This is a genomic window from Kordia antarctica (genome assembly GCF_009901525.1).
GTDB classification, from domain to species: domain Bacteria; phylum Bacteroidota; class Bacteroidia; order Flavobacteriales; family Flavobacteriaceae; genus Kordia; species Kordia antarctica.
On record NZ_CP019288.1, the window covers coordinates 2876982 to 2903823 of the forward strand.

Consider the following 26842-nt stretch of genomic DNA (forward strand, 5'->3'; position numbering starts at 1 on the left):
GCTGCCGAAGTAGATAGTTGTGAATTGCTTTCAAATTGTATTTTTACGTGAGGAATCACAAGTCTCAATATCTCAATGTATCGTTGTGAATTGCTTTCAAATTGTATTTTTACGTGAGGAATCACAAGAGATGGATATAGATGGACAATCGAGAACAGGTTGTGAATTGCTTTCAAATTGTATTTTTACGTGAGGAATCACAAGCTATACAAAGAACAAAAAGCACACGTTTTAGTTGTGAATTGCTTTCAAATTGTATTTTTACGTGAGGAATCACAAGAGAAGCACAGGATAAACTGTTTGAGGAATAGTTGTGAATTGCTTTCAAATTGTATTTTTACGTGAGGAATCACAAGGAGATGATGAAGAATAATAAGGTAGCGATAGTTGTGAATTGCTTTCAAATTGTATTTTTACGTGAGGAATCACAAGATTATGATAATGGTGTGCAGACAGGGATTAGTTGTGAATTGCTTTCAAATTGTATTTTTACGTGAGGAATCACAAGTAATATGGAGGGGTTGGCTGTTAAGACTTAGTTGTGAATTGCTTTCAAATTGTATTTTTACGTGAGGAATCACAAGATTTGGTTCTTCTATGACTGACGAGCAGGCGTTGTGAATTGCTTTCAAATTGTATTTTTACGTGAGGAATCACAAGAGAAAGACACTTCAAAAGTGGACGTTCCCAGTTGTGAATTGCTTTCAAATTGTATTTTTACGTGAGGAATCACAAGAAAGATGAGCAAAAGGAACTTGATGATATTGTTGTGAATTGCTTTCAAATTGTATTTTTACGTGAGGAATCACAAGTTTTTATTGGTGCTTTATCTTTTGAAAGTAGTTGTGAATTGCTTTCAAATTGTATTTTTACGTGAGGAATCACAAGTTTCATTGCGAATTATGTAAACCGCTACGGGTTGTGAATTGCTTTCAAATTGTATTTTTACGTGAGGAATCACAAGTTAAATTGTGTGAAGTATTAGAAGTAGAACGTTGTGAATTGCTTTCAAATTGTATTTTTACGTGAGGAATCACAAGGTTTGGTGGATATAATGTTATTAACTCCGCGTTGTGAATTGCTTTCAAATTGTATTTTTACGTGAGGAATCACAAGCAATATTTGTGTCGTTGTTCTCATTACCTTGTTGTGAATTGCTTTCAAATTGTATTTTTACGTGAGGAATCACAAGTACATGCCAATTACCAACAGGGTTACCCGTGTTGTGAATTGCTTTCAAATTGTATTTTTACGTGAGGAATCACAAGTAAAAGTACCGCTTAATCGAATACTAAACAGTTGTGAATTGCTTTCAAATTGTATTTTTACGTGAGGAATCACAAGATACATGATAGAGGAACTGATGCAGAAGGTGTTGTGAATTGCTTTCAAATTGTATTTTTACGTGAGGAATCACAAGAATCATATAAATCTGACGGTGTTTCCAGATGTTGTGAATTGCTTTCAAATTGTATTTTTACGTGAGGAATCACAAGATTCAAGCCAAAACTTAACTCGCCGATTTGGTTGTGAATTGCTTTCAAATTGTATTTTTACGTGAGGAATCACAAGCGTAGCTTAGGTTTGCGCCAGCTTCATAACGTTGTGAATTGCTTTCAAATTGTATTTTTACGTGAGGAATCACAAGATGAGTGTGAATTTGTGCAAGTAGGAGGGCGTTGTGAATTGCTTTCAAATTGTATTTTTACGTGAGGAATCACAAGTCTGTATAAGGTTGCCAAGTGTGTTTTGCGGTTGTGAATTGCTTTCAAATTGTATTTTTACGTGAGGAATCACAAGACGGTGGTATAATTGCTTTTATTAGTAGAGGTTGTGAATTGCTTTCAAATTGTATTTTTACGTGAGGAATCACAAGAAAAAATAACGTTCATTTGTCCAACAACGGGTTGTGAATTGCTTTCAAATTGTATTTTTACGTGAGGAATCACAAGAGTCGTTTTCAATATCCATTGATAATATCTGTTGTGAATTGCTTTCAAATTGTATTTTTACGTGAGGAATCACAAGAAGTTTTAAGTTCTGCATTTAACCAACCTAGTTGTGAATTGCTTTCAAATTGTATTTTTACGTGAGGAATCACAAGACAGGCATGTAAAGCTTTGATTGATAAGGAGTTGTGAATTGCTTTCAAATTGTATTTTTACGTGAGGAATCACAAGTAAATATTAAAAATAGAGTCTCTTTTGGATGTTGTGAATTGCTTTCAAATTGTATTTTTACGTGAGGAATCACAAGAAATTAATAAATTCCTGTCAAAAGATATTAGTTGTGAATTGCTTTCAAATTGTATTTTTACGTGAGGAATCACAAGGTTGCACTTAGGAATCAACTCGTATCTGGGGTTGTGAATTGCTTTCAAATTGTATTTTTACGTGAGGAATCACAAGATAATGTCGTCACGCATTGGACATGTTAGCGTTGTGAATTGCTTTCAAATTGTATTTTTACGTGAGGAATCACAAGGTCAATCCCGAAATGTTGAGTAAAATCAATACTTCGGGATTACTTTTTAGGAATTGAAAAATACACTTTCTTTGAACTGCTTTTTTGAATCATGATGTATTTTTTGAATCCTAAAACAGTTCTAATTGCTGAACAGGTTGTGGAACTTCGATAGGTTTTACACCATGAAAGAGTTCCATATTGCCAAATTGTTTATCCGTGATTTCTAAAATACACACTTTTCCATATTTGGGTAATATACTCTTGACTCGTTTTGTGTGAACCTTGGCATTTTCTCTACTTGGACAATGACGTAGATATATGGAAAATTGAAACATCGTAAATCCATCATCAATAAGTTTTTTCCGAAATTGCGATGCTGCTCTTCGTTCTTTTTTGGTTTCCGTCGGTAAATCAAAGAATACTAATACCCACATAATTCTATATGCATTAAAACGATTTGTATCTGATAACATATCATAGTAGTATTAATCAAGTGTTGGGTATTTTATTTGTCGTAGTTCGCCCTCATAACATTTGTATAAACTAGCTGTTGTAGTTGTTACTGCAACCATTAATGGGCGTTCTACTCCATCAATCCAAACATCTTGCGTTGCAATATTTAACATATATGCTTTGCATTCTTTAGTCAGTTTTTCGGGAACTCCATATTGAGAAATATAATTGTACACCATTTTATCTACAAAAGGTCGGTACGGCTCCATAATATCATCTGCTAGGCAATACGGATTGTACTTGTTGCGATGAAAAATACCCAAAACGGGTAGTAATCCACTCGATACTAACGCTCTTGCAACAATACTTCGAAGTACTGCATATCCAAAGTTTAATAAATTATTAGGGGAATTTCCAAAGCGTTCTCTGGTAAAATTTTCAAATAAATATTTCCAATGGTGTTGCGCTGCTTTTGCTTCACAATTAGTAGTGTCACCACTTTTTACATGTTGCCAATATAAATCCATTTGTTCATATGGCTTATCATTCATTTTTAATAGTGCCTGTTGATTTTTGATTTTTTGCTCTATGGTTTGCTTCCATAATTGTTTTTTTAAAGGTTCGGAAGCTTCCAATTGATGCTTTATACGATCTGAATGTTCAGTATGCCCATACAGCGGTAACATCATGGCAAAAGGTAAATGATGCGCATCACAACTTACGACAGCTACATTATTCCCTTGAAGTTTCAATAGTAATTGATTGCTCAAAGTAATTTGATAATGATCTAACATTAAAAGTGCCATATCCTCAATGGGAACTGTGCCTTTAATACTTTTATCTTCAGGATTTTCTACTACTAATTGTTTTTGTTTGAGTCTTAAATAAGCGGGGGAACCAATATAAATTGTACGCTTTATCATGACTTTTTATTTTACGGGTTGTTTTTTAATATATGTGTGACATTTCCAAGACGATCAACTTGTAATTTCCAGCAGCGTTCTTTAATCATTTGACCTTCAATATCTTTTTCTGACTTATTTGTACTTCCAAATTCTCCTATCTTAGATTTAGCATCATATTTTTTTATTAATGATGATATTTGATTTTTAATAAAGTGACATTCAGAGCCTGTGCTACTTACCATTTTATAAATTCTGTTTACTTGCGCTTTGGATAGCAATGAAAAATTTATCATACTAGAATTTTCTAATTCTTCATCTGTGGGCACATATACCAAATCATTTGGCGAAAGTGAAAATAAAAACGCTCCTTTTTTAGTATTTACAGGAACAAGTGTTCGTTGCTCTTTTGGTAAGTTAGCGACTTGTTTTTGATGCTCAATAACTTCATTTAAAGGAACTGTTTCATATACTCGTTTTTGCTTGTCTTTATTCCAATACATTGCAAAAAATAAATTCGTTCCTTTTGCAGCTTCTACAAACTTTTTTGATTTTGGCGATTTTGCATCTTCTGAAATTTGAAAACGACTTCCTATTTCATACAAACGTACTTTGTATATCGGATGATGGTTTTTACCATTATTTAATACTATAATATTTTTATTAAGTTCCTCAATACCATTTGCATCAAAAGCTAGATCAAAACGTTCTTTCCCGTTTTCTTCCGTGTAATTTTTAAGATGATTTTCCAGTATTTTTTGAATACTTTCATCGGTAATAGCTTCGATGTGTTTTCTTTTGGTAATAGCAGAAAGTGGCGTTCGAATAGCCGTTGCTATTTTATTTTTCGGAACTTCAATATGTTTCACTTCTCCATACACAGATTCCTTGTGCATAGGTTTGCGAATTGCCCAATTACTACCTTTAGTTTGCTTAACCAATTCTTTTTTGTAGTTTCCTTCTTTTAAAACCCATTGCCAAGTTTTATTGTTTGTTTTATTAATAACTCGTACGTTTTGTTTAAAACTCACAATGGTTTGTTCTAAGGTGTTTTTTGTATCAATGGTGAAAGTAGTCCAGGGACTTATAAAATGTTTTGTATAATTACCTTGTTCATTTTTTATGAGTAAACCTTTACGCAATTCGTGTTTCTTATTCTCATTAGCTAATGAATTCAAATATTGAATATGTTTACGATGTGTACAAGCCACTACCAAAGCATCTAAAGCGTGATGTCTGTGATCGATTCGTTTTTTATTGAATCCTTTTATAATTTCTTCGGGAACTTGTATTCTATACGCATTAATAGTATCGTCCCAAAAACCATAATCTTGAGAATTTGTTAAATCATTCATGCGCTGAAAACGTGGCGCAATGATTTCATTCCACTTATCGTATAATCCCCAATCGTGTTTTAATTTTGAAGTAATTGCTCCCGTAACAGGAAGTAAATGTTTAGAAGTCGCTTCTTTTTCATCATCTTCTCTCACAACATTACTTAACAAACCCTTAATGAGTTTACTGATATACCTACTGTCATTAAGTTGTCTGTTTATAAAACCTTCTGGAATTTCTTCACTTAATAAATTTTTAAGCTTCGTTCTATTGCTTTTAAAGTATTTTTCACAATGTGTTTCAAAATTCTCCTTTGATAAAATAGAAACGTGTTTTCCTTGTCCTATATCAACTTTTTCAGTTCCGTGTTTTTTAATGAATTCAAATGCTGTTTGATTGTCTTTGAGTTGATTGACTTCGCTTTCACAAATGACTTTATTACTCATTGAATTATCAAAATAACGTGATTGCGGAATGATATGTTCTATTTGATAATCCGTTGTGAATAATTTACTTAAAGGAATCATTTTTCCCGTATATGGAGAAATATAACCTTGTTCTAACCAAAGTTTATATTTGCTAATTTCATTTTTAGTTGGCGATGAGTTTCTGCGAATTTTTAGCACATCTTGCTCACTTAATTTGGTATATAATACATTCGGATTTTGTGCTACACCTTCTTCATAAATTTTCAATATTTCTTGTTGACTAGGCGAATAGGGTTTAATATCATTAATACCATTATTTTTTAGTTCTTGAAGTAAGTTTCGTATCCGTTGGTTGGTATTTTCATTCTCGATATTTTGTTTTGAGATACGTTCTCGTTTCTTTTTATCATTTTTCATTTCACGCCCTAATTCTACATGAATTTCATCAAAAAATGATTCGTTTCCACTTCCGTAATAGTTCCAAATATCTTTTACCACTCGTAATGTTTCCGTAACTACTTGCTCTACAATTGGGTTACGTAAACTGTGTTGTTTGAAATCATTTAAAAATTTGTCAATCGCATTTGGCGTTTTCCATTGCGTAATAATGCTCGCTTCTGAATGTCTATTATATACGGCATAACACGCTTGATAAGTGTTGAGTCCTTTTAACGGGTTTTGATTTTTGAAGTTTAAAAAACTTTTAAGTACTTGTTTTGGAATGTCATCATCTTTGATATTTTCAATTTTCTCTTTATCAAAATCAATCGTTTCAAGTCGTTCTATGATTGAAGCAATACGTTTTTTTGTGTCGTTAGAAATCTTTATTTCATTCCAATACTTACCAATTTGCATCAGCGGCAATAGCTTCTTAATTGCCTTTTCAGAATATGCTCCATATTCATTTTTAAATGGAGGGAATTTTGCAAAATTTTCTACAAAAGAAGCTTCATCAAGATTATATGTATTTGCAAACTTTTTCAACGCTTGCTCATATTCGTTTTTATCTTTTACAGAATAAATAATATGCCATAAATGGTATTGCGTTTCGTAACTTAAAAAAGTAGAAACATCTTTTGAGTTGACAACTTTTTTTAAACGTGATATAAATTGTGCCTTTGTAGGCATTGCAGGATATTTTTTATCCTCAACATAATTCCAACGAAATACATCTTTTTCCTTTTTATCAATTAATTTTTTAGAAACTAAAAATTGAATGATATGTTTTTGTTCTACTTCTTTTTTTTGTGATAAAAAGTTATACAACTCAATCCAATCATCTTCTGAAGCAAAAAATTGTAAAGTAACATCTATATCAACGTTTTCTTTTTTATAAATTTTTAAGTTTCGTAAAAATTGCCATAATCGAAATTCTTCAAATAAAGGGTTCGATTTTGAAATGCTTTTTAAAGGTTCATGAACTACGATTTCTTTTTCAATTCCATTGAGCGTCACTTTTTTCTTGTATTTCCTAACTTCATAAGCGCAGTTGGAAATCGTCGATTTTTTACTTTTTAAGGGTCGTTGGTAAAAGATGATGTCATCTAAAAATAAATAGCTAAAATCTTTACCTTTTATATTTTGTTGATGTGCTTCATTTCTTGGGTACAATTCTTCTACACAAGCCGTATATCGTTTTTTGTCATTTAGTTCTGGATGATGTTTTACTTGCTCTTGTAATATGGTAAGAAGTTCTTTTTTATAATACTTACGTTCGATGGTTTTAATAAGTTTTCCACGTATTTTTTGAATAGGGTTGTCACGTAAAGTATCATAAATATAAGTACCAATCGTTTTGTTTGAAGCGTCAATGTCTTGTTGTGTTTTTGTTTTAATTGCAATCCAATCTTTTTCAGAATCAACAGCTTTAAAGGTTCTTTTTATTTCTCCGTTTTTAAGGATAGTTGTTGTAACGATAAATTCTTTGATTTTGTTTTCCCAATCAGATGGTTTTGTGGTTTGACGATCATACGCCCAATCATTTTCAAAAATAACATCATACAGTTTATTTCCTTTCACTTCTTCTCCAGAATCAATAACGGTTTTCACTTTGAGTGAAACAAATTCTTTTGTTTTATCATCTTCAGTATCTTCTTCTCCTCTTAATTGGTAATACCCACGTTTTTGATTGAAGTTTAAAAGAATCCACGAAAGTTCTTCTTTGGTTATTTTTTGTGTTAATGCTTTCTTACGTAGATAGTAAATAGTCCAATCTAATGGAATTTTAGTGATTTTATTGTGAGATTCAAAATCAGCAATCATTTCATGAAAGCTATCCATAAAAACAAATTCATGCGTACCATGCTCGTTTTTACGATAATTCAATTTCACCTCCGTATGGTTTTTAAATTGACCAAAATGCTTTTCAAAATCGATTGCACTAACGTAATGTTCGGGTAAAAAATTCAAAATATTTAATACTCTATGCAAGCGTTCTCTACGTAAAACATTGCGTTGAAAAAGTTTTCGAGTGCTTCTGTAACCAGTTCGTTCGGCAGTTTGTGAATGTGATTGTCCTGCATCAAAATTTCCTAAAATATCTTGACTCATGGGAATAATTCTGCTTCCAACGCCTATTATTTGCCCTTGTTTCTGTTCAAAATTTTGTGCTGTTAATGCCCAACCAATTGAGTTTGTACCTAAGTCCAATCCTAGAATTTTTTTCATGTATAATGATTTTCGATAAAAATGAATTAAAAATAACAATATTCCTTACGGAAAACCACATTTCAAGTTGTAAATTTTTTCCGTACATTTGAAGTATACAAATTGAAAGCAATTCACAATAAGGATTATTCCGTTGTGAAAACATTCAAAGCGGCATCTACGATGTCGCTTTTTCTTTTTATTAAAGTTTTAGAGAATATATCAACCATAAGCAACATAACGAAATGAAGTGACATTTGTTGATTCCTTATTATATTAGTTCAGAAAACTAACTAAATTCAATATGCAAAAAGTAGTATAAAAAAAACTTGAAAGAGTGATTTCAAACTTATCAAGAAGCAAAAAATTACAACCTATAAGGGAGTTTTAGGGAAATGGAATGCAACATTATTTTATATCGCTCTAAAAAATGACTTATTGTTTTACCAATGCGAAAACTGCTTATAATATAGTCCTCCCCGAAATTAAATTGACTAATTTGTTTAAGGACACTTTATATGCTCAATTGAGTTATGACGGAATCATCATAACGTTTTTTTATTTGGATTCTATAATAGTAAATCTAAATTTTTATTCAACAGATAATGATAAAAAAATAGGTTTTCAAAATCAAAGTCTTAAAAAAATAAAGCTTTAAAACTTACACTAACCCATAAAATGTATGTGCTTTTAACATGGTGTATTTTTAATTTTTACAACCATTTTTATCACACGTAATTCTGCTACTACTACTTACCCAGTGATCTGAATGTTTAGTTGTGTCAACGCCACATCCTGTCGTTCCTCCTTTACTTCCGCTGTGTACTACTCCCGTTGGAGTATGCTTTACTGCCATGATTTTATTTTTTTAATGTTATACACTACAAACTTACCTCCATTAGCAATTAAAACCTCGTGGAAAAACACAACGTTTATGACTTAACTTTCTCGTTATTGAAGAATAAAATCTTTTATAATTTTATCCATATTAGAAGGTAATATTGCTGTTTTAATTTCAGATTGACCTACTTTCATTTGGCGAAACCAATCGTTCCAATATTTATGAATAACATCTTCTTCGTATGGATTTTTTTTATCAGGATTAATTCCTAAAACAAGAATTTCAAGTTGTGCTAAATTTTCATTCGCTGCTATAAAACCAAAGTTTTGAGCAGTCAACTTTTCTTTCCAGTTTTTGTCATTTAATTTATTTTGCCTAATTAACTGTGGCGTTAAATAGGAAGTTAGATGATCTTCTTTTAATTGTGTATTCTTATGATAAATATAACCATCAGTGAGTATGATTAGTATATTTCTATGATCTTCAAGTATGCAAAAATCGTTTATTTTATTTTTGAAAAATCGCCACGTATCCGATCCTACATAGGCATTGTCTTTAATGGCTAATTCATAAATTTTTGCAGGCTTTGTTGCATAGGCTTGTTTCATTTCTTCTAATAAATCCAAAGAAACATTACTTCGGTTAATTTCATACCGTAATGATTGAGAAAGTGCGTTTATATTTTGGTTTCCTGGCTCTGGATCAAAATACAATTGTATTTTATCATTTATACTGCGTACTTTCTTGTTTTGTAGATGTGTAATAAAAGCTTCAGAAACTGACTTAATATACGCAACATCTCTTTTGTAAAAATCCATTGTAGAATTTGGATATTTCTCAGGATTAATTCTATCCGATAAGTCCAAAAGAAGGCTAATATTGAGATTTTTATTTTCTGCTGAAACTATTTTAGTAGTATTGGTTTTTACCTCTTTTTTATCTTCTTTTGATTCTTCTTTGCATGATACCAAACACAAAATTACAATAGCTGCGAGTCTTAGTACTATTTTTTTCATCCTATTAATTTTTGGTAAATACTAGATGTTGATACTCCATATTTTCCTTTAGCTGTAATTCTTGTAAATGTGTATTAGACACATCTTCACAACGTTGTTTTAATTCATTTTTTTCTTTTGAAGGAAGTGCTATTTCTGCATTTATTGCCTGATACCATCCTTCTTTGTACTGATAATGATAATGCAGATATTCTTTTACAGGAAAGATGAATCCGTTGATTTTGGATTGAAGTTCAGAGATACTTCCATTGATCGCTGTGATTTCATGTTTTATGGTATCAATTTTTTTGACCAACTCATTTTTCTTCTCTACCTCGTTCTTTATTTCTTCTTTTTTGTTTCTGATAAAGGCTCTTATTTTATCGACGTTTTCATGTTCTTTCATCACAAAATCGAAGACTAAACCCCAAATAATGTAGACCACAAAACCTGCAAAAATGATTCCCCAAAAATTTACACTTTCTAAAGCTATGGAAAGCGAAAAAGTTTCTCCAAGCACTCTTTCAAAATTGAACATTTTCTTTTCTATCGAATAAGCTAAAATGATGTCAAACAAAAAAGTAAGTATAAATAACGCACCAAGCTTCACAAAAGACATTGCTTTTTTATTTTTTTGAAACATGTGAATAAGATATCCTAATCCCATGAATACAAAAGGAATTGTTCCGACAAATAACGCTTCAAGCCATCCGTCTGAAACTGCCTTGCCTAACGCATTCCCATCAAATATAGCGGCAGTCAGACTATCACTTTCAAAGTTTTTGAAAAATGCCGAATAGGAAGCAGATATGTAAAACACAAACAAGTATACTGTAATTGGTAAAAGCAATGACAATCCAATATAAAACTGAGCTTTGGGACGCTTATCCGTATCAATTCCATACTTTTCTGGACTTTGCTTTACATTGACCATTTCATACTTATGTTCATCAATATTTTGGATGTTTTTTTGTTTTTGATCTTCATAAATAGAAATAGCAGTTTCCCGTTTTTTGAGTTCAGTCTGTTGCTTTTCTTGTGCTTCAATGTAAGGTTGTTTTAATATTTTTTGTTCATTTAATTGCTTGCGACAAAGGTTTTCAAAACTGTTGTATAAATTTTTTAAGCCTACGCCGAATGTTATAGCACCTCCCGAAGCTTTTATAGATGAACCATAACCACTCTGATAGTAAGTGATTCTTATTTGTTCTCTAGCTTCTTCTGTGTTTTCTTCATCTAATTTAGAAGCCGTTTTATTCTTTAATTTGAATAAGTTTTTTATGGAATTCATAGCTTAGGAATTAATTGCATTAATAATTACCTCTTTTTTCACATTCTTTTTGGCGCAGTCTAACAGATAATCAACTATTTCGGTAATATTTTCCTCTAAGAACTCAAACTTTCTACAATACTTTTTTAAGGTAATGTATTCGTCTTCGGTGACTTTTTTATCAGCCCAAACCATAAGTGCTAAATCATATAAATATGAGATTCTTTCTTCTAAAGATTCAGGGATGGAAGCATCATGAGAAGGATTCAATAAGATATGATCTAATTGTTCTTTTGAAATTCCTCTTTCTTCTGCAAATCGATACAACATTTGTAATTCAAGAATATCAAAATCGTCATCTACAAAAGCTATTTGATAGAGTCGTAAGAAATGGCTTTTTAATTCGTTTGTTATCATTTAGAATAAATTTTATAAGATTAACAATTACATTCGTCTCTATCTACATAGGTTTTATTGTCATTACTGTTATAATAATAACAACCGCCTTCTGGACCTTTCCAAAGTTGATTACCATTATGAAACCCACATTTTATATCTGCAACAGTTCGATTTACTGTTTCTGCCGTATCATCTGAACTTGTGCAAGATGAAAAGCATGCAAAACATAATGCAACTACTATTATTTTTTTAAATTTTTAATTTTTTTAGATTTTTAATTAATGTTGATAGCACTTACCACTTATATTTTTTGTTTTTCGTTTGCATCTTCTTCCAGATTTTGTCTGTCCAGAACATTGCACAGAAGAACTTCTTTTAGTTGAAGTTGTTTTTTCATGTTTTGGTTTACTGGAAATTGTTTGAGAGATAGAGTCATTAACTTTCGTATTCTTAGATGTCGGTTTACATACTTTACAAGCTTTGTAACCAAGAGAAATAGCTTTGTCAATCTTTATTTCTTTTTTTGAATACTTTAAGTATTTACAATAAGACTTATGATACTTTTCACCTGTTTTAGTAGTGTAAACTGTTTGCGATACTGCATTTGAAGTTGTCAAAAGAAATAACGTAAAAACTATATAACAAAGTTGTTTCATGACTATTTCGAAGTAAAAAAAATATGTGAATCGATGATTTATTGTTGTTTCAAGAAGATAATTTTCTCTTTACCTAGTTTAAATGCATTTACTAAAGGTTCATAAGTTTTAAAAAATATTGTGCTATCACTTCCTGAATCTAATTTCATATACCACACAATTTTGTTTTTATTCACATAGTAGCCGATTTGTAATCTGTCATCACTTATGAATTTATTTTCCAAGTAGTCAGCCTTTGTTAAAATATCTTGAGCGGCTTGTGTTTGTAAAGCAACTAAGGCTTTTTGAATTTCAACGATGTCTTCATATGCAATTGAAGATGTCACTGAATTGTATTTGCCTTTATTTGAAATTTGAAGAAAGTATTTGATTTCACTTCCTGATATTATTTTTCTGATTTTTGACTCACAATTACTATAAGTAGATTTTACACTTGGTAAATTAAAGTCTTCAAACTTGATAATAATACCTTTTTTAGAAACGAAATCCAGCATTTTAGATTCCTTAGATTCTTGGGTTTGACTTAATACTAATGTACTTGTCAATACAGTAATTAGTAAGATTACTATTTTTAGATTTTTCAATTTTTTCAATTTTTTAGTTTTAAGAAGTGTGACAAGGTTCTGAACAATGTTTGCAACCATTAACTTGATCGTAATGATTTTTAGCCGTACTTACAGCTCCACCGCAAGTATAGAATTTGCCTAAAGGAATTCTATTTTTCTCCATAGGCAGCCAATAACATCCAGATTCATGAACTTCATGATCGCCATTGGATTGTGCGTTTTTGTTTACGTAATAATCTTTCATTTTATTATCTTTTTAAGTTTAATTATTCAAACTTAATCTGATTATGAATCAATCACTTGTGGAAAACCACGATAGGGAAAAATAAAAGGGAAAGTAATTAGATAAGATCTAAACTTTGGGCAAGATAAATGAGTTGTGAAGTTGTCGTAGCATTAAAATTATCTCGAAGTCTACTCAGTCGATCTTCTATGGAGCGTCTACTATTTGGCGAAATATTTTTAGATTTAAAATACTCAGCAATATCATCCTGCTTATAACCGTTTGCCACTAATTGAAGTAATTGTTTTTCAAAATCGTCCAGTTGAAAGACATGTTTTTGTTCTAATGAAGCTTTAGCAATAGGACATACATATATTTGTCCTTTATTGATTGCGAGTATAGCGTTATGAAGTTCTTTTAAGCCATGAAGTCCTTTACAGACATACCCATCTACTTTGATTTCTTCTAACAATTGTTTAATAACACTTTGTTGATTTTTAACAGAAAAGGCAATGATTTTTATAGTCGACTGTATCCGTTTTACTTCTGCAATAAGTTCTTCTCCTGTATTAATTTTGGGATTTGTAGTCGCTGCTATAAATGATAAATCACTAATAAGAAGGTCAAAAGGTTCTTCATCTTGAATGGCTCTTTTTATTTTTATTAGTGCGCCATCGCAAGATTGTGAAGATATAACCGTTTTAAATCCTAAATCATTTAACTTGGACATTAAACCTAAGTTAATACTATCTGTATCTTCAACTACTAAAATCTTTTTAAATACCATGTTATAAGTTTTATGCGACAAATCGTATTTCTACTTTAAATCCTTCGTTTGGATTGGTATCAAATGTAATAGTTCCCTTCATCTCATCTATGCGGTTTTCCACATTACGAAGACCATTTTTAGATATGTGCGTTGCTACTGCTCCTTTTCCGTTGTCAACATATTTTACAACAATATAGCGTTTGTATTTAGTAAAAGTAACTGCCACCAAAGATGCTTCACTATGCTTTTTCATGTTAGTGAATAATTCTTGAAGTATTCTGTAAAGTTGTTCTTTGCTTATGGGCGTAACAGATTCCCAAAAAGCGACTGTGATTTCATTGGTAACAATTTTAGTAGTCGCATTTCCGAAAGAATTTAACAAATTGAGTAATTCGTCTTTATAACCTATTCCTGTATCAATGTTGGTATACTTTTTTGAAATATCTCTTGCTTTTATATAGATATCATTTAGGTCGTTTAATACCTTTAATCCTTCTTTTTCCAATAAAAAAGCTGGATTATATTGTATCTGATTCATTAAGTAAAAAATATCATTCCCCAACTCATCATGTACTTTTTTTGATAGTTCTTTTTCGGTTTTGTGAACTTGTTGGATTGTGTGGCGTTTATTTCTGTTTCGTTGTATAATGATAAAAAAGATGGCAATTACTAAAATGATACCTCCTAAAAACTTATATATTAAAGTTCTGCGCTTTTCAATCACATTATTAAGTTCACTTTCTAAGGTTCTTTTTTCAGATTCAGACTTATCATATCTGTAAATAGCAAATTTATTTTCTTCTAATGTTTTAATATCTGAAATACTATCATTTAATCGTTTATACTCTTTTGCGTAAGAATAATTAGAAAATTCCACAAGTAGTCCTAGAGCGTCTTCTCTAAAGGAAGGTGTATTGACTTCTTTACTCATGTTAAAAGCTTTCATAGCATATAATTCAGCTAACGAATTATTTTGATAATCTTTATAATGTATTGCCAATTGCTTGTAGCTTGAGTATAAACCCTTCTTGTCATTTAATTTCTCACGCAGTTCTAAACCCTTTTTTAAAAATTCTAATCCTTTTAATTTTCTTAATTTAGAATATGCAAAACCCAAATTATCAAATACTCTAGCTATTTCAATAGAATCTGTCAGTTTTGGAAGTAAATTATATGCTGTTAATAAGTCTTTTTCGGAATTTTCATATTCTTCAAAATCTTTATAAATGTTAGATTTATTATTTAAAATAACTACACTATCCTTAGCTATTTTTGCTTTTTGTAAAGCTCTATCATACAACTCTATTGATTTCTCTTTATTTTTTAGGTCTCTATAAATATTCCCCAATAAAATAAAACTAGATTTCTGGTAGTAATCTCTAAGTTCAGAAGATTCAAACTGTTCAATGTTGTCAAGTATGTAAACTAAAAGATTTTCGCTTTCTATATAGTTTCCAATCTTTTTTTCTATACTAGCCACATCATACTTATGATATAGAACAAAAGGGTTATCCTTTTCTATTCCATCTATTTTCTTCCTAAAAAACGTATTCGCTTTTCTTAGGTCATCAACTGTATTTGAATTTTTAACTAATTCTTGATAATATGTAACACTATCCATTTCAACTTGTCCATACACGCTAGTCGTAGCAAAGAACAAGCAGAAAATAAAGCCAACAAAAAAGAGGAATGAAGTTCTATTACTTTTCATTCCTCTAAAGTACTAAATTTATTGTAAGATATTAACCTCCAATTCCATCTTCTGGTGGTGGCGGTGGTGGCGGTGGCGGTAATTCGCCTTCATCACCACAACATGCTTGAATAGTATTGACATTTGTTTCATTTAATGCTTCTGGAGTACACGATTGAAACCCAATAATGTGGAAAACCACGAGCATAACTAAATATATTTTCTTCATTTTGTTTTGTTTAAAAAATTGATACTAGTGTGGCTGTCCGAGGTTGAAATTCAGATGTTTTTGCAGACGAGCCGCACACTAAAAAATTGGGAGACGTCTCTCCGATTTTGGGAAGTGGAAGCGTTAAGACTAAAGAAGTAAAATCACTTCCCGTGTGTCATACGACTCTAGCCTAAAGCTTCATTTAAAATGTAATGTCGTAAACCTTATTGCGAGTAAGGCATCATTGAATTCTGAAGCAAATGAACAAACAAAATGAAGGAATACTATCAACACAAATTGCTCAAAACCTTAACAAACATGTATATACATACATGTAGAAAGTATGTGCAATTCATGTTGCATTTATGAGAAAGACTAACATCAACTTTATGAAAGAAATACTATTTCAAGAAGCCTTTAAAAAAGCAGAACGACAAAGTGGTAGCACTACTAAAAATGGACTAGCAACACATTTAGAACAGGTGTTTGACGAAAGTCTGGATTTTAGAGTGAATAAGATTACGTTCTCTCGCTACTTTGAGCAGTTTGTGGAAAATAAAGAAGGAAGTGAAACAAACCCAAAAACAGATTTATTGAATAAAATTTCAGAATACATAGGTTATGACTGTTATGAAGATTTTGTAAAAAAGAATGAAATACATAAACCGTCTGATCTCTCTATTGGTATAAGTAAAGAGTCATCAACTATTAGTATTCTATTAAAATTCAAATACTATTTTATTGTTGCATTTATTTTAATAACTACCTATACAATTTTTGAACTTACAGAACAACGTTGGATGATTTGGAGTGAAACTGAATTTATAGAAGTGGATTTTGATTTGGAAAAATATGATCTCAATCAGTTAAAAATATATGATGAAAAGAAAATCAAAGATTTTAAAAAAATAATTGCAGTTTGTGATTCAACAGAATTTTATAAACCTGATGGAAGTGCTAATATATGGTATCAAAAAAATCACAATAAAGAACATGAATATTTTACAGCTACTGGCATTCATCCTGAGACAGGAAAGACACTTAGACCTATTACGAAGCTCATAGTGAAAAAGTATATCTGTTCTAAAGACTCATTAACTGCCCAAAATAAATAATTATAAAACATTACAAAATGACAAAAAAGAAAAGCGGAAAAGGGTGTTTAATTGTAATTGGCATCTTTTTTATGATAGGATTTATTGGAAGCTTACTACCAAAAGCAGAAGGCGATATCTATGCTGAAGCGAAATCGAAATATACATATAGTGAATATACCGAAGCGTTAACTTTAATTAATGAAGCTATTATTAGAGATAGTACAAATTCTGAATATTATGAACTTCGTGGAAAAATACTTTATAAATTACAAGATACTATTCATAGTAAAGAAGATTTTAAAAAGACTCTTTTTTTTGCTACAACCGACTCTATAAAAGATAGTAGAATCAAAGAACTAATTGCATGGGATATACAACATGGAAAGGAAGAAGAAGCCAAGGAATTACTTCAAAAAGAAATTCAATTATATAAGACAGATTCATTACAACATATTGAAGTTGTTGAGTATGCAGCTAGAAAATATTTAGAAATTGGAGATACACTCGAAACTATAAACCTCTACAAACAACTTAATGAAGAATATAAACATAGCGGTAAATTCAGCAACAAGCTTGGAATTTTATATTCACAGATGCAGAAAAACAAAAATGCTTTGGCTGAATTTAAAAAAGCTGTTGAAATAGAACCTAATAACGATCAGTTTTTATACAACTTAGGTATTAGTTATCTAAATATTGGAAGTAAGCGAAGAGCTAAACCGTATTTAAAAAAAGCTGCGGAATTAGGGAATAGTGATGCCTGCCGAGAATACAGAGAATTATCGGCAAAGACACACTATTATCAACGAACAAAATGCTGTGACGGCACTACAAGTTCTGCAAGTGGTCGTGGCGCATGTTCTCATCATAGAGGTGTTTGTGGAATTGTTAATATTCCATATAAAGTTTATACAATAGAATGCCATTAAAATTTTGAATAATTAATCATAAAAATAAAAACATAAAAAAAGTAATTGGAATTGTAATCACAATAATTAGTTTTATAATGAATTCATATGGAGTTGTATTATTGGCAGCATCTGAATTTGATAAAATGAGAATTCTTCAGAGAAATGATTTAAAATCAGCAGGTTTTATCGTATTATTTATAAGTATAATTCTCTTCATTATTGGCTTGTTTCTTATCTCATCAAAATCAAGAAAATATAGAAAAATGGAAATGGAACTTTCTAATCTGAAATATGTTAATAAAAATTAATGCACACTAAAAAAGTAAAAGTTTTCTAATTATATTTCAATAAGAAATGCTGCACAGTAACAAAAAACCTCGAACGTTACTTCGAGGTGTTCTCATTCAGAATAATTTTAGTTTTACGATAACATTCTGAAAAAAACTGGTAATTTTAAAACTGATAAAGTTATATGTACGTCACATATAGAGCTACCACCACAAAAAGGACTATAAATACAATTGCAGTCAAAAAACCTATAATGAAACCTTTTAAGAATTGTAATTTTGTTTTCCCGCATAGGCGAGAATCTCTTTTTTCTTCCCACATAAACAGAAATTTATTTTGTATTATATTCGTTCTCATAATTTATGATAACAAAGCGACTAGGTACAACCAACATCGATCAAACCTAGTACCGCCTTGCCTGTCTAAAAACAACAAAGAATTTAGACATTTTATTCCCGTGAAAACGGGAAAAGGATTGTTACTCAACCCAATCATAACATACCGATTATAATACTTGAAGCTTACACAAATATTACTTAACCCAAAACTTTAAAAAAGAAAGCTATATTTCGGTATGTTAATCCCTAGTTCCCGTGCAGGCGGGAATCTCATTTTATTCCATATCATTATCAAAGCGACATACATATCGTAGAACAGCTTTGTATAGTTTTATAATATGATAGCCTACAAAAATGTAGCACCCTATCTGTAAAGCTTTAAGGGTATATATCATAAAAACCCACCAAGTCAAGGCATTTGAAGTTGTTGAAATAATAGTATCGTTCATTACGTATATTTTAGTTGCTTATTGCATGATGGGATTGTTTTAAAAAATTAGAAACAGTTTTACCAGTTCTTTTTTGAAATGCTTTAGAAAAAGATTCTGCGGTACTAAAACCCGATTCTTTTGCCATAGCTTTTACTGTATACTTTCTGTAACGTGCATTATTTTTTAATTCTGAAAGGCTATATTGAATTCGTAAATCATTGATATAACTTCGAAACGATTTCAACTTATGTGTATTAATCACTTTTGATAAATACTTTGTGTTAGTCTTTATCTTCTTCGCGAAATCGTGTAATGTAATCTTTGAAATCAAGAAACCTCTCTCTATTTCAAACGCTTGAAGATTCTCTAAAATAGCAGCAACAATAGTTTCATCAATTTCAATGTATGCGTTGTGATTCTTTTCTTTATTATTTTTTTGACGACTTTTTTCCAACAAAGACACAATTTTTTCAAGTCGCTTATCGCCTCGTTTATTAAAGAAGCACAAAACCCCAAACATCAATACTAATAACAATGTAATACCTGCCAATATGTAATATCGAATTTCAAATATTGCTTGTTTTTGTGTCAATGCCGCGACCAATTCTTCATATTTTTCTGACACTTGTAAACTATCAATCACTTGATTTGATACTACGCTTGATGACAACTCAGTTTCTAATAGCGTGCGTATAGGTTGCTCATTTGCGTCTACATTCCAAACACACAAGGTGAATACGCAGACAGCAAAAACGATGTTATATATAAATTTCATTGTGGTATGTGTTATTGTTTACTAGTACTTGTTTTAAATTAGTGAATCAGCTTCATTAAACCGTGTGTTTTTATACTTAGTGTAGCACAGTTTAGCAATAATGAAAACCACTAGTACACTAATTATAACTAGGATGATTTGTACTGCAAACATGCTTACACTGAATTCTTGAATTTTTGTTTCCATTGTGTTTTGTAGGTTAATAAAAGCCATGCGTATAGCTGGCTATGCTAATCAAAGCATGGCTTTTAAGGGTAATTATGAAAAAAAAATGAAACTGTTTAGTGTTTCTTTTTACGGGAAAAAATGTTTTTCATATCTAATAATCAAAAGATGTTTTTGAAATTTCTTTTTCAATTAACAGATAAAAAGTTGTAAATGTTATTGTTGTAAAAATAATAAAAAGCACATATCCTAGTAAATGTAATGAATAACCAATGCTAGTAGTTCCTATCACTAGTGCTATAAACAATATCGATAGAATAATAGTACGGTATAGTTTACTAACTTTCAACTTAGCCATTAAATAATATAGTCCCGAAATTACTATCCACAATACTAAATAAAATAGGATATATTTTATATTTAAAAGATCAGATACAAACTCACTTTCTAGTTTGGTTATGTTCATTTCTTCTTTAGCTAAATATTTAGGATATAGTGAAAATAAAGTCACATTTAGTATGTTCGTTAAAAGACTCATTATTGCTGAGACTTTCAAAATTTGGATTGCACTTTTTATCATATTATATAATTTATTATTGTAAACAGTCTAACTCATCAATTGAGATTTCTCCTCTCAATACTTTTTTGATTTTCTCCCAAGTTGGTCGGTATGTTTCTTTAGGAGTTAACTCTACATTTCCTCCATTTTCATAAACGAATGTGCTAAACTTTTCTTGAAAACTTTCCCAAAGTGCATCCGAACCAAAAAATGCAACATCGTTTGGAATTGGCGAATTTGCTATTGCATAATCCAAGCCATTTTTCATTCTATCAACTGCTCTTGTATAGAAAATATAACTTCCCCAATTAGTTTGAGTAAACCCAAAGTCTCTAACTCCAGAAACAGGATGTGTGCCATCCCACGGGGTTCGTAATGTTATGACAGTAAAATTAGAATCAGAATAATCACTAACAATTACAGTGCCTTCATCTATTGGTATTGCAATTGTCAAAAGAGCTGTTAACGGGTCATCCGAATTCCATAAATCGGTATCGTCAATAGAGAAATTACCGAAGTCTTCTACAACTGGACTAAATACTGCCCAACTATTATCGATAAAGGAATTTATATTTAATCTAAAATATCTTAAAAGTTCTTCGGGTGTATAAGCTACATTTGTTAATGGGTTAATAGGTAAAGATGTTATTTCAACTGGAAAATAGTCCATATTAACTAAATGCCCTTTTGCATTTTCTATGGTCTGTATATCATAATCAGTAAAATAAGTAGTGTGCTGATTATCAATTGCATGAACTCTATTAAACACACTTGGCTGTGCAGTGTGTGATGCTAGTTGTTGCCATTTTTCTAATTCAGAACAAGGTACTTCAATAAGTCCAAAGGGTCTATCTTCTAAGAGGTCTTCCACTCGTTCTCTGATATAATCTTCAAAAGTTAAGTTAGGATTAGCCATCATTGCTTCGATAGCTTCTTCCACAAAGTTCTGTGAGCTTTCATCGCATCCAACATTTTTTAAATAAATACTCATAGCCGTAGAAGAACTTCTATTTTCTTGTAACCATATTAGCATTTCTTGTGATAAACGTGGATTAAATGAATTCCCATTCATACAATCACTAATTATTTGTGATGGACTTAATATAGGAGAAGTTATTACTCGATCATCATTGTCGTTACTAGGTGTTGTATTACCGCCACCAGTAGTTGACCCAGTAGGACTAGCAGGATTTTGTGTACCATCATCATTTGCGCTACTAGTTCCTCCATTAGGACAATCAATTTCTATGACAGTATATGTGTCACATTGTGTTATTCCCTCTTCGTCATCGTGTTGACAAGCATTTTGTACATTTCCGTTTGTTGAATAAATAAAAGTATCTCCTGTATCGGGTGTAATGTGATATACAGTATATGTGTGCGTACATGGTAATGCGTTTTCGCCTACTACATCTGATAAATTTACTGCAATAGATTCATACGTTATCTCATGTGGTGTACGTACATGTTGAGTTAACAAAAACTCTTGTTGTTGCGAAGCTGTAAAATGATACGTTACCAAACTAGCTTCATAATCATCTGTAATTGCATTGTACGAGAATACTAAATTTTCCAAAGCACTACCAGTATTGTTTTCACGACTTATTTGAAAGGTGTACGAATGTGAATCATTTTCGGTACTTTCCACAAACTTCACAGCGTCAGTAGCAATAGTAAAGTTATACGTTTCGTTGTACACGCTTTCGGCTGAACTACTAGATTGTAACGTTGCTAAACTTCTCATTTGGTTACTTAGTTTTGTATTGACTTCCACTTCTTGCATGGACAATACACTAGATTTAAAAGGAAATTCTTTTTGCAAAGCTTCCGCTTGCTGTGTTTCATTTATAGCATCATCATGTTGACAATTAGTCAATGACACTACAAGTGTCAAGACACATAAAACTTGGAATAATTTTCTTACTCTTTTCATTTTGGTTATTATTTTTAATACACCTACTCGTACGTTTTTCGGTTTCCACGACTGTTTTTAAAGTGATTAGTTACACTCCATAAACATTTGCCGTGATACGTATTAAAAAAATACTTATCTTTGATTTCCTAAGTTCAAGTAGGCAAATGTCTATTTGTTTATTTATAGACTCCTGTTTTTACGGGAGTTTTTTTATTTCTTTATGCTTCATCAAAAGTTAGATGGCTTCCAAACATTTACTACAAAACGTTATACCTAATATCTGATTTCTTTTTTTAACAGTATGTTTTGTTTCTTCTTGGGTTCTCATACACAGTTCCATAATAGCATTTTCAATTTCTTCATTTTCGTTAAGACCATTAAATACATTTCGTATCATAGATGTTCCATACGCTGTACCTTTTCGGTTGGTTATTTTTTTCTGTTTTAAAATTTTTAGCACACTTTCTGTGTAATGATATCCTAAAACCTTTTTGAGTTTTGTACGTTGTTCTTTGAGTATCATACGGTCATTTGTTCTTCAGTTTGTAATTTCAATACTTATAAAACTTTCTAATGTAATATGTGCTTTTTTTGATTATTAAAATTAATCCACTACTTTAGGTGTCAGATTTTTTTGATTATGTAAATGTAAGTCAGTTATATATATTATTCAAGTTTTAGATTTCTACATTCATTCATTATAGAAATCTATATTCACTCATTGTAGAATAGAAAAATTAATTTAAAAACATGGTTATCAATACATTATAATCTATTTAAGTTCATAAGATTTATAGCACTATGAATAAGTTTAAAACAAGCATAAAAGTATTTTTTTTCGCCTTTTTTTCAATTTCTGTATATTCCCAACAATTAGAAATAGATACACTCAAAAACAAAAGCTTTAAAGAATTAAGAAATATATTCTATAAAAGCTTTAATAACAATAAGAATGAGGTTGCAAGTAGCATCGCTCGTTATACTCTGGAAAGTGCAAAAACAAAAAAAGATTCTGTAAATATTATAAATGCTTACATTAGATTGTCCAGAGTTAATGAAAATATAGAGATTCTAGGAATTAAATATATAGATAGTAGTATATATGTTTCCAAGAGAAGTTTAAATGAAGAGTTATTAGCAGAAAGCTATTATTTTAAGGGTAAACTTTATGAAAATTTAAACAAATATAATTTAGCTTTAAATTACTACTTCAAATCAAGTAGTACGTATAATAAAATTAATGATTTTGATTCTTATTATATGATCCAAGATATGATTGGGCAATTAAAATTAAGGGTTAAAGATACTATTAGCGCATTAAAAATAATGAAAAAGGGTGCTGATTATCAACGTGAAAATATGTTAAAAAAAGGAGATAACACTGAATACATCATCAGTTTACATAGCCTTTCTATTGCTTACTCATCGAATAATTTAATAGATTCTTCTTCACAAATTAATAAAGAAGGATATAATTTGGCTAAAAATAATGAGTATATAAATGAGTTAATCTTTACCCATTTAGAAGGTGGGAATGAATATGCAAAAAAAAACTATAATGCTTCTAAGGATAGTTTAATTAAGTCTTTAGTCTATCTAACTAAGGAAGATGTATACAACCTATCTTATGCCTATTTTTATCTAGGGAAGATATATTCTTTAAATGATAATAAGGAACAGGCTGTGTATTACTTTAAAAAAGTTGATAGTATTTTTGAAGATGTAAATTTTATCATGACCAAACCAAGGGATGCGTATGATGAATTGATAGATTATTATAAAAATAAAAATGATTTAGAAAGCCAATTATATTACACAAATCGACTTTTAAAAGTTGATAGCATATTGGATAAGGAGTATAAAGGCTTAATAACAAAGTTTCATGAAAATCATAGTTCTCGTTTGCTTGAAGAAAATGCGAAAGATAAGAGCAAATATTTAACTCGTACATATTTAGCAATCTTTTTAGCAGTAGCTTTACTTCTAATTATTTTGAAAACAGTATACAATAAAAAAAATAATGAAAAACGATACCTTGAAATTATAGAGTTTTTAAAAACTGAAAAGAATTATCTTCAATCTAAAGATGATATCAAAAACAATAAATCAATAAAAAACAAATCTAATGACCTTGATATTAGTGAGAGTATTATAGAAAATATTTTGGCACAGTTAGAGGTGTTTGAAAAAAGTGAGAGGTATTTAAAGCCAATTTCAAACATTCGTGATTTTTCTAAAGAGATTGATACCAATTACAGGTATTTATCGAAAGTCATAAACCATTATAAAAGTAAGAACTTTCAAAAATATGTAAATGATTTACGGGTAAACTACGTCATTAAGAGGCTTCAGAAAGATGAAAAAATTAGAAAATATAAAATTAGAGCAATAGCAGAAGAAGTAGGTTTTACAAATACGGAATCATTTACCAAAGCTTTTAAAGAATTAACGGGTCTTAATGTCTCTTTTTATGTAAAAAAATTAAATAATGTAAGTAGCTGATTTTAAAACTGTTAAAATAAAATTGATTTCTATAATGAGTGAATGTAGAAACCAACTTAATGTTTTTTGCAAGTTCAAGCTGTCAGAATTTATATATTTGCATTGCATAATAAATTTAACACTTAAATAAAAAACAATGAAATCTAAAAAACAAAAAACGTTAAGTTTTACAAAAACTAAAATTGTTGATTTATCTTTAACTACAAAATTATTAGGAAGAGGAGGAGATGGAGAGGAAATTGGGCAGTCTTTGAAAACAAAAATGAAGAGATATTGTAAAAGTGATAATATCTATTGCAATAGAGACCCAAATGAGCCTACAAATTAATCAAATATTTATCTTATATGCTTTTAAAATGTTTAACTGTAATTATCACTTTAAGCTTATTATTAATAAGTTGTAATGCTACTGAAAAATCGTATCGAAAATTAATAGTTGATAAATCTTATTTTAAAAAGAATTTATCTGAACAAGATTTAAACGATTATTGGTACTACAAAGATATACTGGATGATTCTATTCCAGGAATAAGTATTGAGAAAGCATATAAGAAAATTTTAAATGAAAAAGAAAGTGACAATATAATTGTTGCAATTATTGATTCAGAAATTGACATTGATAATGAAGATTTAAAAAATCAAATATGGGTAAACGTTAATGAAATTCAAAATAATAATATAGACGATGATAAAAACGGCTATATTGATGATATTAATGGATGGAATTACGTTGGTAGTAAAGTTGGAGATTCTATTTTTTATAGTAGTTTATCTAGCACTAGGTTATTAAAAAAATATGATTCAGTTTATAAAGATATAGATGAAAAATTCATTCCTCAAAACGAAATAGATTCCTTATATCTAACTGCGAAAAAAAGTTACGATTCTGAGTTAAAAAAAAGAAATTCAGAAATTGAAATGTGTCAACGAATGCTGAAAAGATATGAAGATGCTGATATTATTTTAAAACAGTTATTCAATGGGAAATATAATTCTGAACAAGTAGACTCGCTTAAAGTAATTATCACAAAAAGTGATAGCTTATTTCATCATGTAGGTGCTATGAGTTATTATATGAAATATGATTATTCTCCGAAATCATTAAATGAAGATATAAAAAGAGAAAAGAATGCTATAAAAACCTTGTTAGGGTTTCGTCATAATGATAGATTGCTCACAAATGATGACTCTAATGATTTAAAAGATTTTCCTTATGGTAATAATAATGTTCAAGGAACAAAGAAAGTAAACCACGGAACAAAAGTAGCTTCTTTGATAGCGGCTAAAAGAGATAATAATATTGGTATTGATGGTGTAAATGATAATGTTAAATTAATGACTTTGAGTATATCAACCTCTGGAGATGAATTTGATAAAGATATTGCCTTAGCAATTCGGTATGCGGTAGATAATAATGCGAAAATCATTAATATGAGTATAGGTAAACCGTTTTCCTTAAACGAAAAATGGGTTATTGATGCGATTAAGTACGCAGAAATGAAAGATGTTTTGATAATATCTTCAGCAGGTAATAGTGCTTTGGATTTAGATTTTGAAAATGATTTCCCAAACGATACTTATAATAGTAAGGAAATTAGCAACAACTTCATAAAAGTAAGTGGTTCTACATATTCCATCGATAAGACGCTAATATCTGATTATACAAATTACAGCAAAAAAATAGTAGATATTTCTGCTCCAGCAGATTATATTAAGATAATCAAAAGACAGGGAGTTGATTTTGATTATGGCACATCTTATTCGTCTGCGCTAGTTACAGGTGTATCATCTTTAATCCGTTCCTATTATCCAAACTTAACCGCCGCAGAAGTAAAACAGATTATTATGGAATCGGGTGTTTCGTATGATATTATGGTAAATAAACCAACAGAAAGCGAAGAAAAAGAACTTGTTCCATTCAGTTCTCTTTCCAAATCGGGAAAAATAGTGAATGCCTATAATGCGTTACTTATGGCAGAAGAAGTTTCCAAAAAGAAGAAGAAAAAATAAA

21 protein-coding genes and 1 CRISPR repeat array (1 of these 22 running past the window's edge) are annotated in these 26842 nt (G+C 30.3%); of the genes, 5 read left to right on the forward strand and 16 right to left on the reverse strand.

Going from position 1 to position 26842, the window contains the following annotated elements; genetic code table 11:
- Nucleotides 1-2484: direct repeats of the CRISPR family, unit length 46 nt; unit sequence GTTGTGAATTGCTTTCAAATTGTATTTTTACGTGAGGAATCACAAG (it extends 364 nt beyond the left edge of the window).
- A 110-nt stretch (nt 2485-2594) separates the two neighbouring features.
- From cas2 to IMCC3317_RS12020, 13 genes are all read right to left on the reverse strand, one after another.
- Nucleotides 2595-2939: a CRISPR-associated endonuclease Cas2 gene (gene cas2 / locus IMCC3317_RS11965; RefSeq protein ID WP_160129728.1), complete on the reverse strand. Its 345-nt coding sequence runs from the start codon at nt 2937-2939 to the stop codon at nt 2595-2597.
- A gap of 12 nt (nt 2940-2951) precedes the next feature.
- Entirely contained in the window at nt 2952-3842 is an 891-nt protein-coding gene (gene cas1 / locus IMCC3317_RS11970; protein ID WP_160129729.1) for a type II CRISPR-associated endonuclease Cas1, read from the reverse strand.
- A gap of 11 nt (nt 3843-3853) precedes the next feature.
- A complete protein-coding gene (gene cas9 / locus IMCC3317_RS11975; RefSeq protein ID WP_160129730.1) occupies nt 3854-8251 on the reverse strand; it encodes a type II CRISPR RNA-guided endonuclease Cas9 in 4398 nt (1465 codons plus the stop codon).
- Nucleotides 8252-8936: 685 nt separating this feature from the next.
- Nucleotides 8937-9086: a hypothetical protein gene (locus IMCC3317_RS23205; RefSeq protein WP_170293848.1), complete on the reverse strand. Its 150-nt coding sequence runs from the start codon at nt 9084-9086 to the stop codon at nt 8937-8939.
- 95 nt (nt 9087-9181) lie between these two features.
- Entirely contained in the window at nt 9182-10087 is a 906-nt protein-coding gene (locus IMCC3317_RS11980; RefSeq protein ID WP_160129731.1) for a hypothetical protein, read from the reverse strand.
- A 4-nt stretch (nt 10088-10091) separates the two neighbouring features.
- Entirely contained in the window at nt 10092-11357 is a 1266-nt protein-coding gene (locus IMCC3317_RS11985) for an ABC transporter permease (protein WP_160129732.1), read from the reverse strand.
- Between the two features lie 3 nt (nt 11358-11360).
- Nucleotides 11361-11753 (reverse strand): hypothetical protein, encoded by a 393-nt coding sequence (locus IMCC3317_RS11990; protein WP_160129733.1) that lies wholly within the window; start codon nt 11751-11753, stop codon nt 11361-11363.
- 260 nt (nt 11754-12013) lie between these two features.
- Nucleotides 12014-12391 carry a hypothetical protein gene (locus tag IMCC3317_RS11995; protein WP_160129734.1) on the reverse strand — a complete coding sequence of 126 codons (378 nt, stop codon included), beginning with the start codon at nt 12389-12391 and terminating at the stop codon, nt 12014-12016.
- 38 nt (nt 12392-12429) lie between these two features.
- Nucleotides 12430-12984, reverse strand: coding sequence for a hypothetical protein (locus IMCC3317_RS12000; RefSeq protein WP_160129735.1), 555 nt, complete (start codon nt 12982-12984; stop codon nt 12430-12432).
- A 10-nt stretch (nt 12985-12994) separates the two neighbouring features.
- Nucleotides 12995-13201 carry a hypothetical protein gene (locus tag IMCC3317_RS12005; protein WP_160129736.1) on the reverse strand — a complete coding sequence of 69 codons (207 nt, stop codon included), beginning with the start codon at nt 13199-13201 and terminating at the stop codon, nt 12995-12997.
- Between the two features lie 97 nt (nt 13202-13298).
- Nucleotides 13299-13967, reverse strand: a complete 669-nt coding sequence (locus IMCC3317_RS12010) for a helix-turn-helix domain-containing protein (RefSeq protein ID WP_160129737.1) — start codon at nt 13965-13967, stop codon at nt 13299-13301.
- Nucleotides 13968-13977: 10 nt separating this feature from the next.
- Complete coding sequence (locus IMCC3317_RS12015) at nt 13978-15660, reverse strand: tetratricopeptide repeat-containing sensor histidine kinase (RefSeq protein ID WP_160129738.1); 1683 nt, start codon at nt 15658-15660, stop codon at nt 13978-13980.
- 31 nt (nt 15661-15691) lie between these two features.
- Entirely contained in the window at nt 15692-15868 is a 177-nt protein-coding gene (locus tag IMCC3317_RS12020) for a hypothetical protein (protein ID WP_160129739.1), read from the reverse strand.
- A gap of 371 nt (nt 15869-16239) precedes the next feature.
- On the opposite strand from IMCC3317_RS12020, the gene IMCC3317_RS12025 reads away from it, so the two are divergent.
- The gene (locus IMCC3317_RS12025; RefSeq protein WP_160129740.1) at nt 16240-16965 is read left to right on the forward strand and encodes a hypothetical protein; all 726 of its coding nucleotides are present in this window, start codon (nt 16240-16242) and stop codon (nt 16963-16965) included.
- A gap of 17 nt (nt 16966-16982) precedes the next feature.
- A complete protein-coding gene (locus tag IMCC3317_RS12030; protein ID WP_160129741.1) occupies nt 16983-17876 on the forward strand; it encodes a tetratricopeptide repeat protein in 894 nt (297 codons plus the stop codon).
- Between the two features lie 1067 nt (nt 17877-18943).
- Here IMCC3317_RS12030 and IMCC3317_RS12035 read toward each other — a convergent pair.
- From IMCC3317_RS12035 to IMCC3317_RS12045, 3 genes are all read right to left on the reverse strand, one after another.
- The gene (locus IMCC3317_RS12035) at nt 18944-19690 is read right to left on the reverse strand and encodes a helix-turn-helix domain-containing protein (protein ID WP_160129742.1); all 747 of its coding nucleotides are present in this window, start codon (nt 19688-19690) and stop codon (nt 18944-18946) included.
- A gap of 758 nt (nt 19691-20448) precedes the next feature.
- Nucleotides 20449-22347 carry a hypothetical protein gene (locus tag IMCC3317_RS12040; protein WP_160129743.1) on the reverse strand — a complete coding sequence of 633 codons (1899 nt, stop codon included), beginning with the start codon at nt 22345-22347 and terminating at the stop codon, nt 20449-20451.
- A 217-nt stretch (nt 22348-22564) separates the two neighbouring features.
- A complete protein-coding gene (locus tag IMCC3317_RS12045; protein ID WP_160129744.1) occupies nt 22565-22852 on the reverse strand; it encodes a hypothetical protein in 288 nt (95 codons plus the stop codon).
- Nucleotides 22853-23130: 278 nt separating this feature from the next.
- Between IMCC3317_RS12045 and IMCC3317_RS12050 the strand changes: the two genes are divergently transcribed.
- The 3 genes from IMCC3317_RS12050 (at nt 23131) to IMCC3317_RS12060 (ending at nt 26841) form a co-directional block, all read left to right on the forward strand.
- Complete coding sequence (locus IMCC3317_RS12050) at nt 23131-24831, forward strand: helix-turn-helix domain-containing protein (protein WP_160129745.1); 1701 nt, start codon at nt 23131-23133, stop codon at nt 24829-24831.
- 136 nt (nt 24832-24967) lie between these two features.
- On the forward strand, nt 24968-25159 hold the full coding sequence (locus tag IMCC3317_RS12055) for a hypothetical protein (RefSeq protein ID WP_160129746.1): 192 nt from the start codon (nt 24968-24970) through the stop codon (nt 25157-25159).
- 17 nt (nt 25160-25176) lie between these two features.
- Nucleotides 25177-26841: a S8 family serine peptidase gene (locus IMCC3317_RS12060; protein WP_160129747.1), complete on the forward strand. Its 1665-nt coding sequence runs from the start codon at nt 25177-25179 to the stop codon at nt 26839-26841.
- Nucleotide 26842 lies beyond the last annotated feature (1 nt).

Coding starts and splice junctions, on each gene's coding strand:
- cas2 (WP_160129728.1), bottom strand. CDS start 2,939: ATGTTATCAGATACAAATCGTTTTAATGCATATAGAATTATGTGGGTA.
- cas1 (WP_160129729.1), bottom strand. CDS start 3,842: ATGATAAAGCGTACAATTTATATTGGTTCCCCCGCTTATTTAAGACTC.
- cas9 (WP_160129730.1), bottom strand. CDS start 8,251: ATGAAAAAAATTCTAGGATTGGACTTAGGTACAAACTCAATTGGTTGG.
- IMCC3317_RS23205 (WP_170293848.1), bottom strand. CDS start 9,086: ATGGCAGTAAAGCATACTCCAACGGGAGTAGTACACAGCGGAAGTAAA.
- IMCC3317_RS11980 (WP_160129731.1), bottom strand. CDS start 10,087: ATGAAAAAAATAGTACTAAGACTCGCAGCTATTGTAATTTTGTGTTTG.
- IMCC3317_RS11985 (WP_160129732.1), bottom strand. CDS start 11,357: ATGAATTCCATAAAAAACTTATTCAAATTAAAGAATAAAACGGCTTCT.
- IMCC3317_RS11990 (WP_160129733.1), bottom strand. CDS start 11,753: ATGATAACAAACGAATTAAAAAGCCATTTCTTACGACTCTATCAAATA.
- IMCC3317_RS11995 (WP_160129734.1), bottom strand. CDS start 12,391: ATGAAACAACTTTGTTATATAGTTTTTACGTTATTTCTTTTGACAACT.
- IMCC3317_RS12005 (WP_160129736.1), bottom strand. CDS start 13,201: ATGAAAGATTATTACGTAAACAAAAACGCACAATCCAATGGCGATCAT.
- IMCC3317_RS12010 (WP_160129737.1), bottom strand. CDS start 13,967: ATGGTATTTAAAAAGATTTTAGTAGTTGAAGATACAGATAGTATTAAC.
- IMCC3317_RS12015 (WP_160129738.1), bottom strand. CDS start 15,660: ATGAAAAGTAATAGAACTTCATTCCTCTTTTTTGTTGGCTTTATTTTC.
- IMCC3317_RS12020 (WP_160129739.1), bottom strand. CDS start 15,868: ATGAAGAAAATATATTTAGTTATGCTCGTGGTTTTCCACATTATTGGG.
- IMCC3317_RS12025 (WP_160129740.1), top strand. CDS start 16,240: ATGAAAGAAATACTATTTCAAGAAGCCTTTAAAAAAGCAGAACGACAA.
- IMCC3317_RS12030 (WP_160129741.1), top strand. CDS start 16,983: ATGACAAAAAAGAAAAGCGGAAAAGGGTGTTTAATTGTAATTGGCATC.
- IMCC3317_RS12035 (WP_160129742.1), bottom strand. CDS start 19,690: ATGAAATTTATATATAACATCGTTTTTGCTGTCTGCGTATTCACCTTG.
- IMCC3317_RS12040 (WP_160129743.1), bottom strand. CDS start 22,347: ATGAAAAGAGTAAGAAAATTATTCCAAGTTTTATGTGTCTTGACACTT.
- IMCC3317_RS12045 (WP_160129744.1), bottom strand. CDS start 22,852: ATGATACTCAAAGAACAACGTACAAAACTCAAAAAGGTTTTAGGATAT.
- IMCC3317_RS12050 (WP_160129745.1), top strand. CDS start 23,131: ATGAATAAGTTTAAAACAAGCATAAAAGTATTTTTTTTCGCCTTTTTT.
- IMCC3317_RS12055 (WP_160129746.1), top strand. CDS start 24,968: ATGAAATCTAAAAAACAAAAAACGTTAAGTTTTACAAAAACTAAAATT.
- IMCC3317_RS12060 (WP_160129747.1), top strand. CDS start 25,177: ATGCTTTTAAAATGTTTAACTGTAATTATCACTTTAAGCTTATTATTA.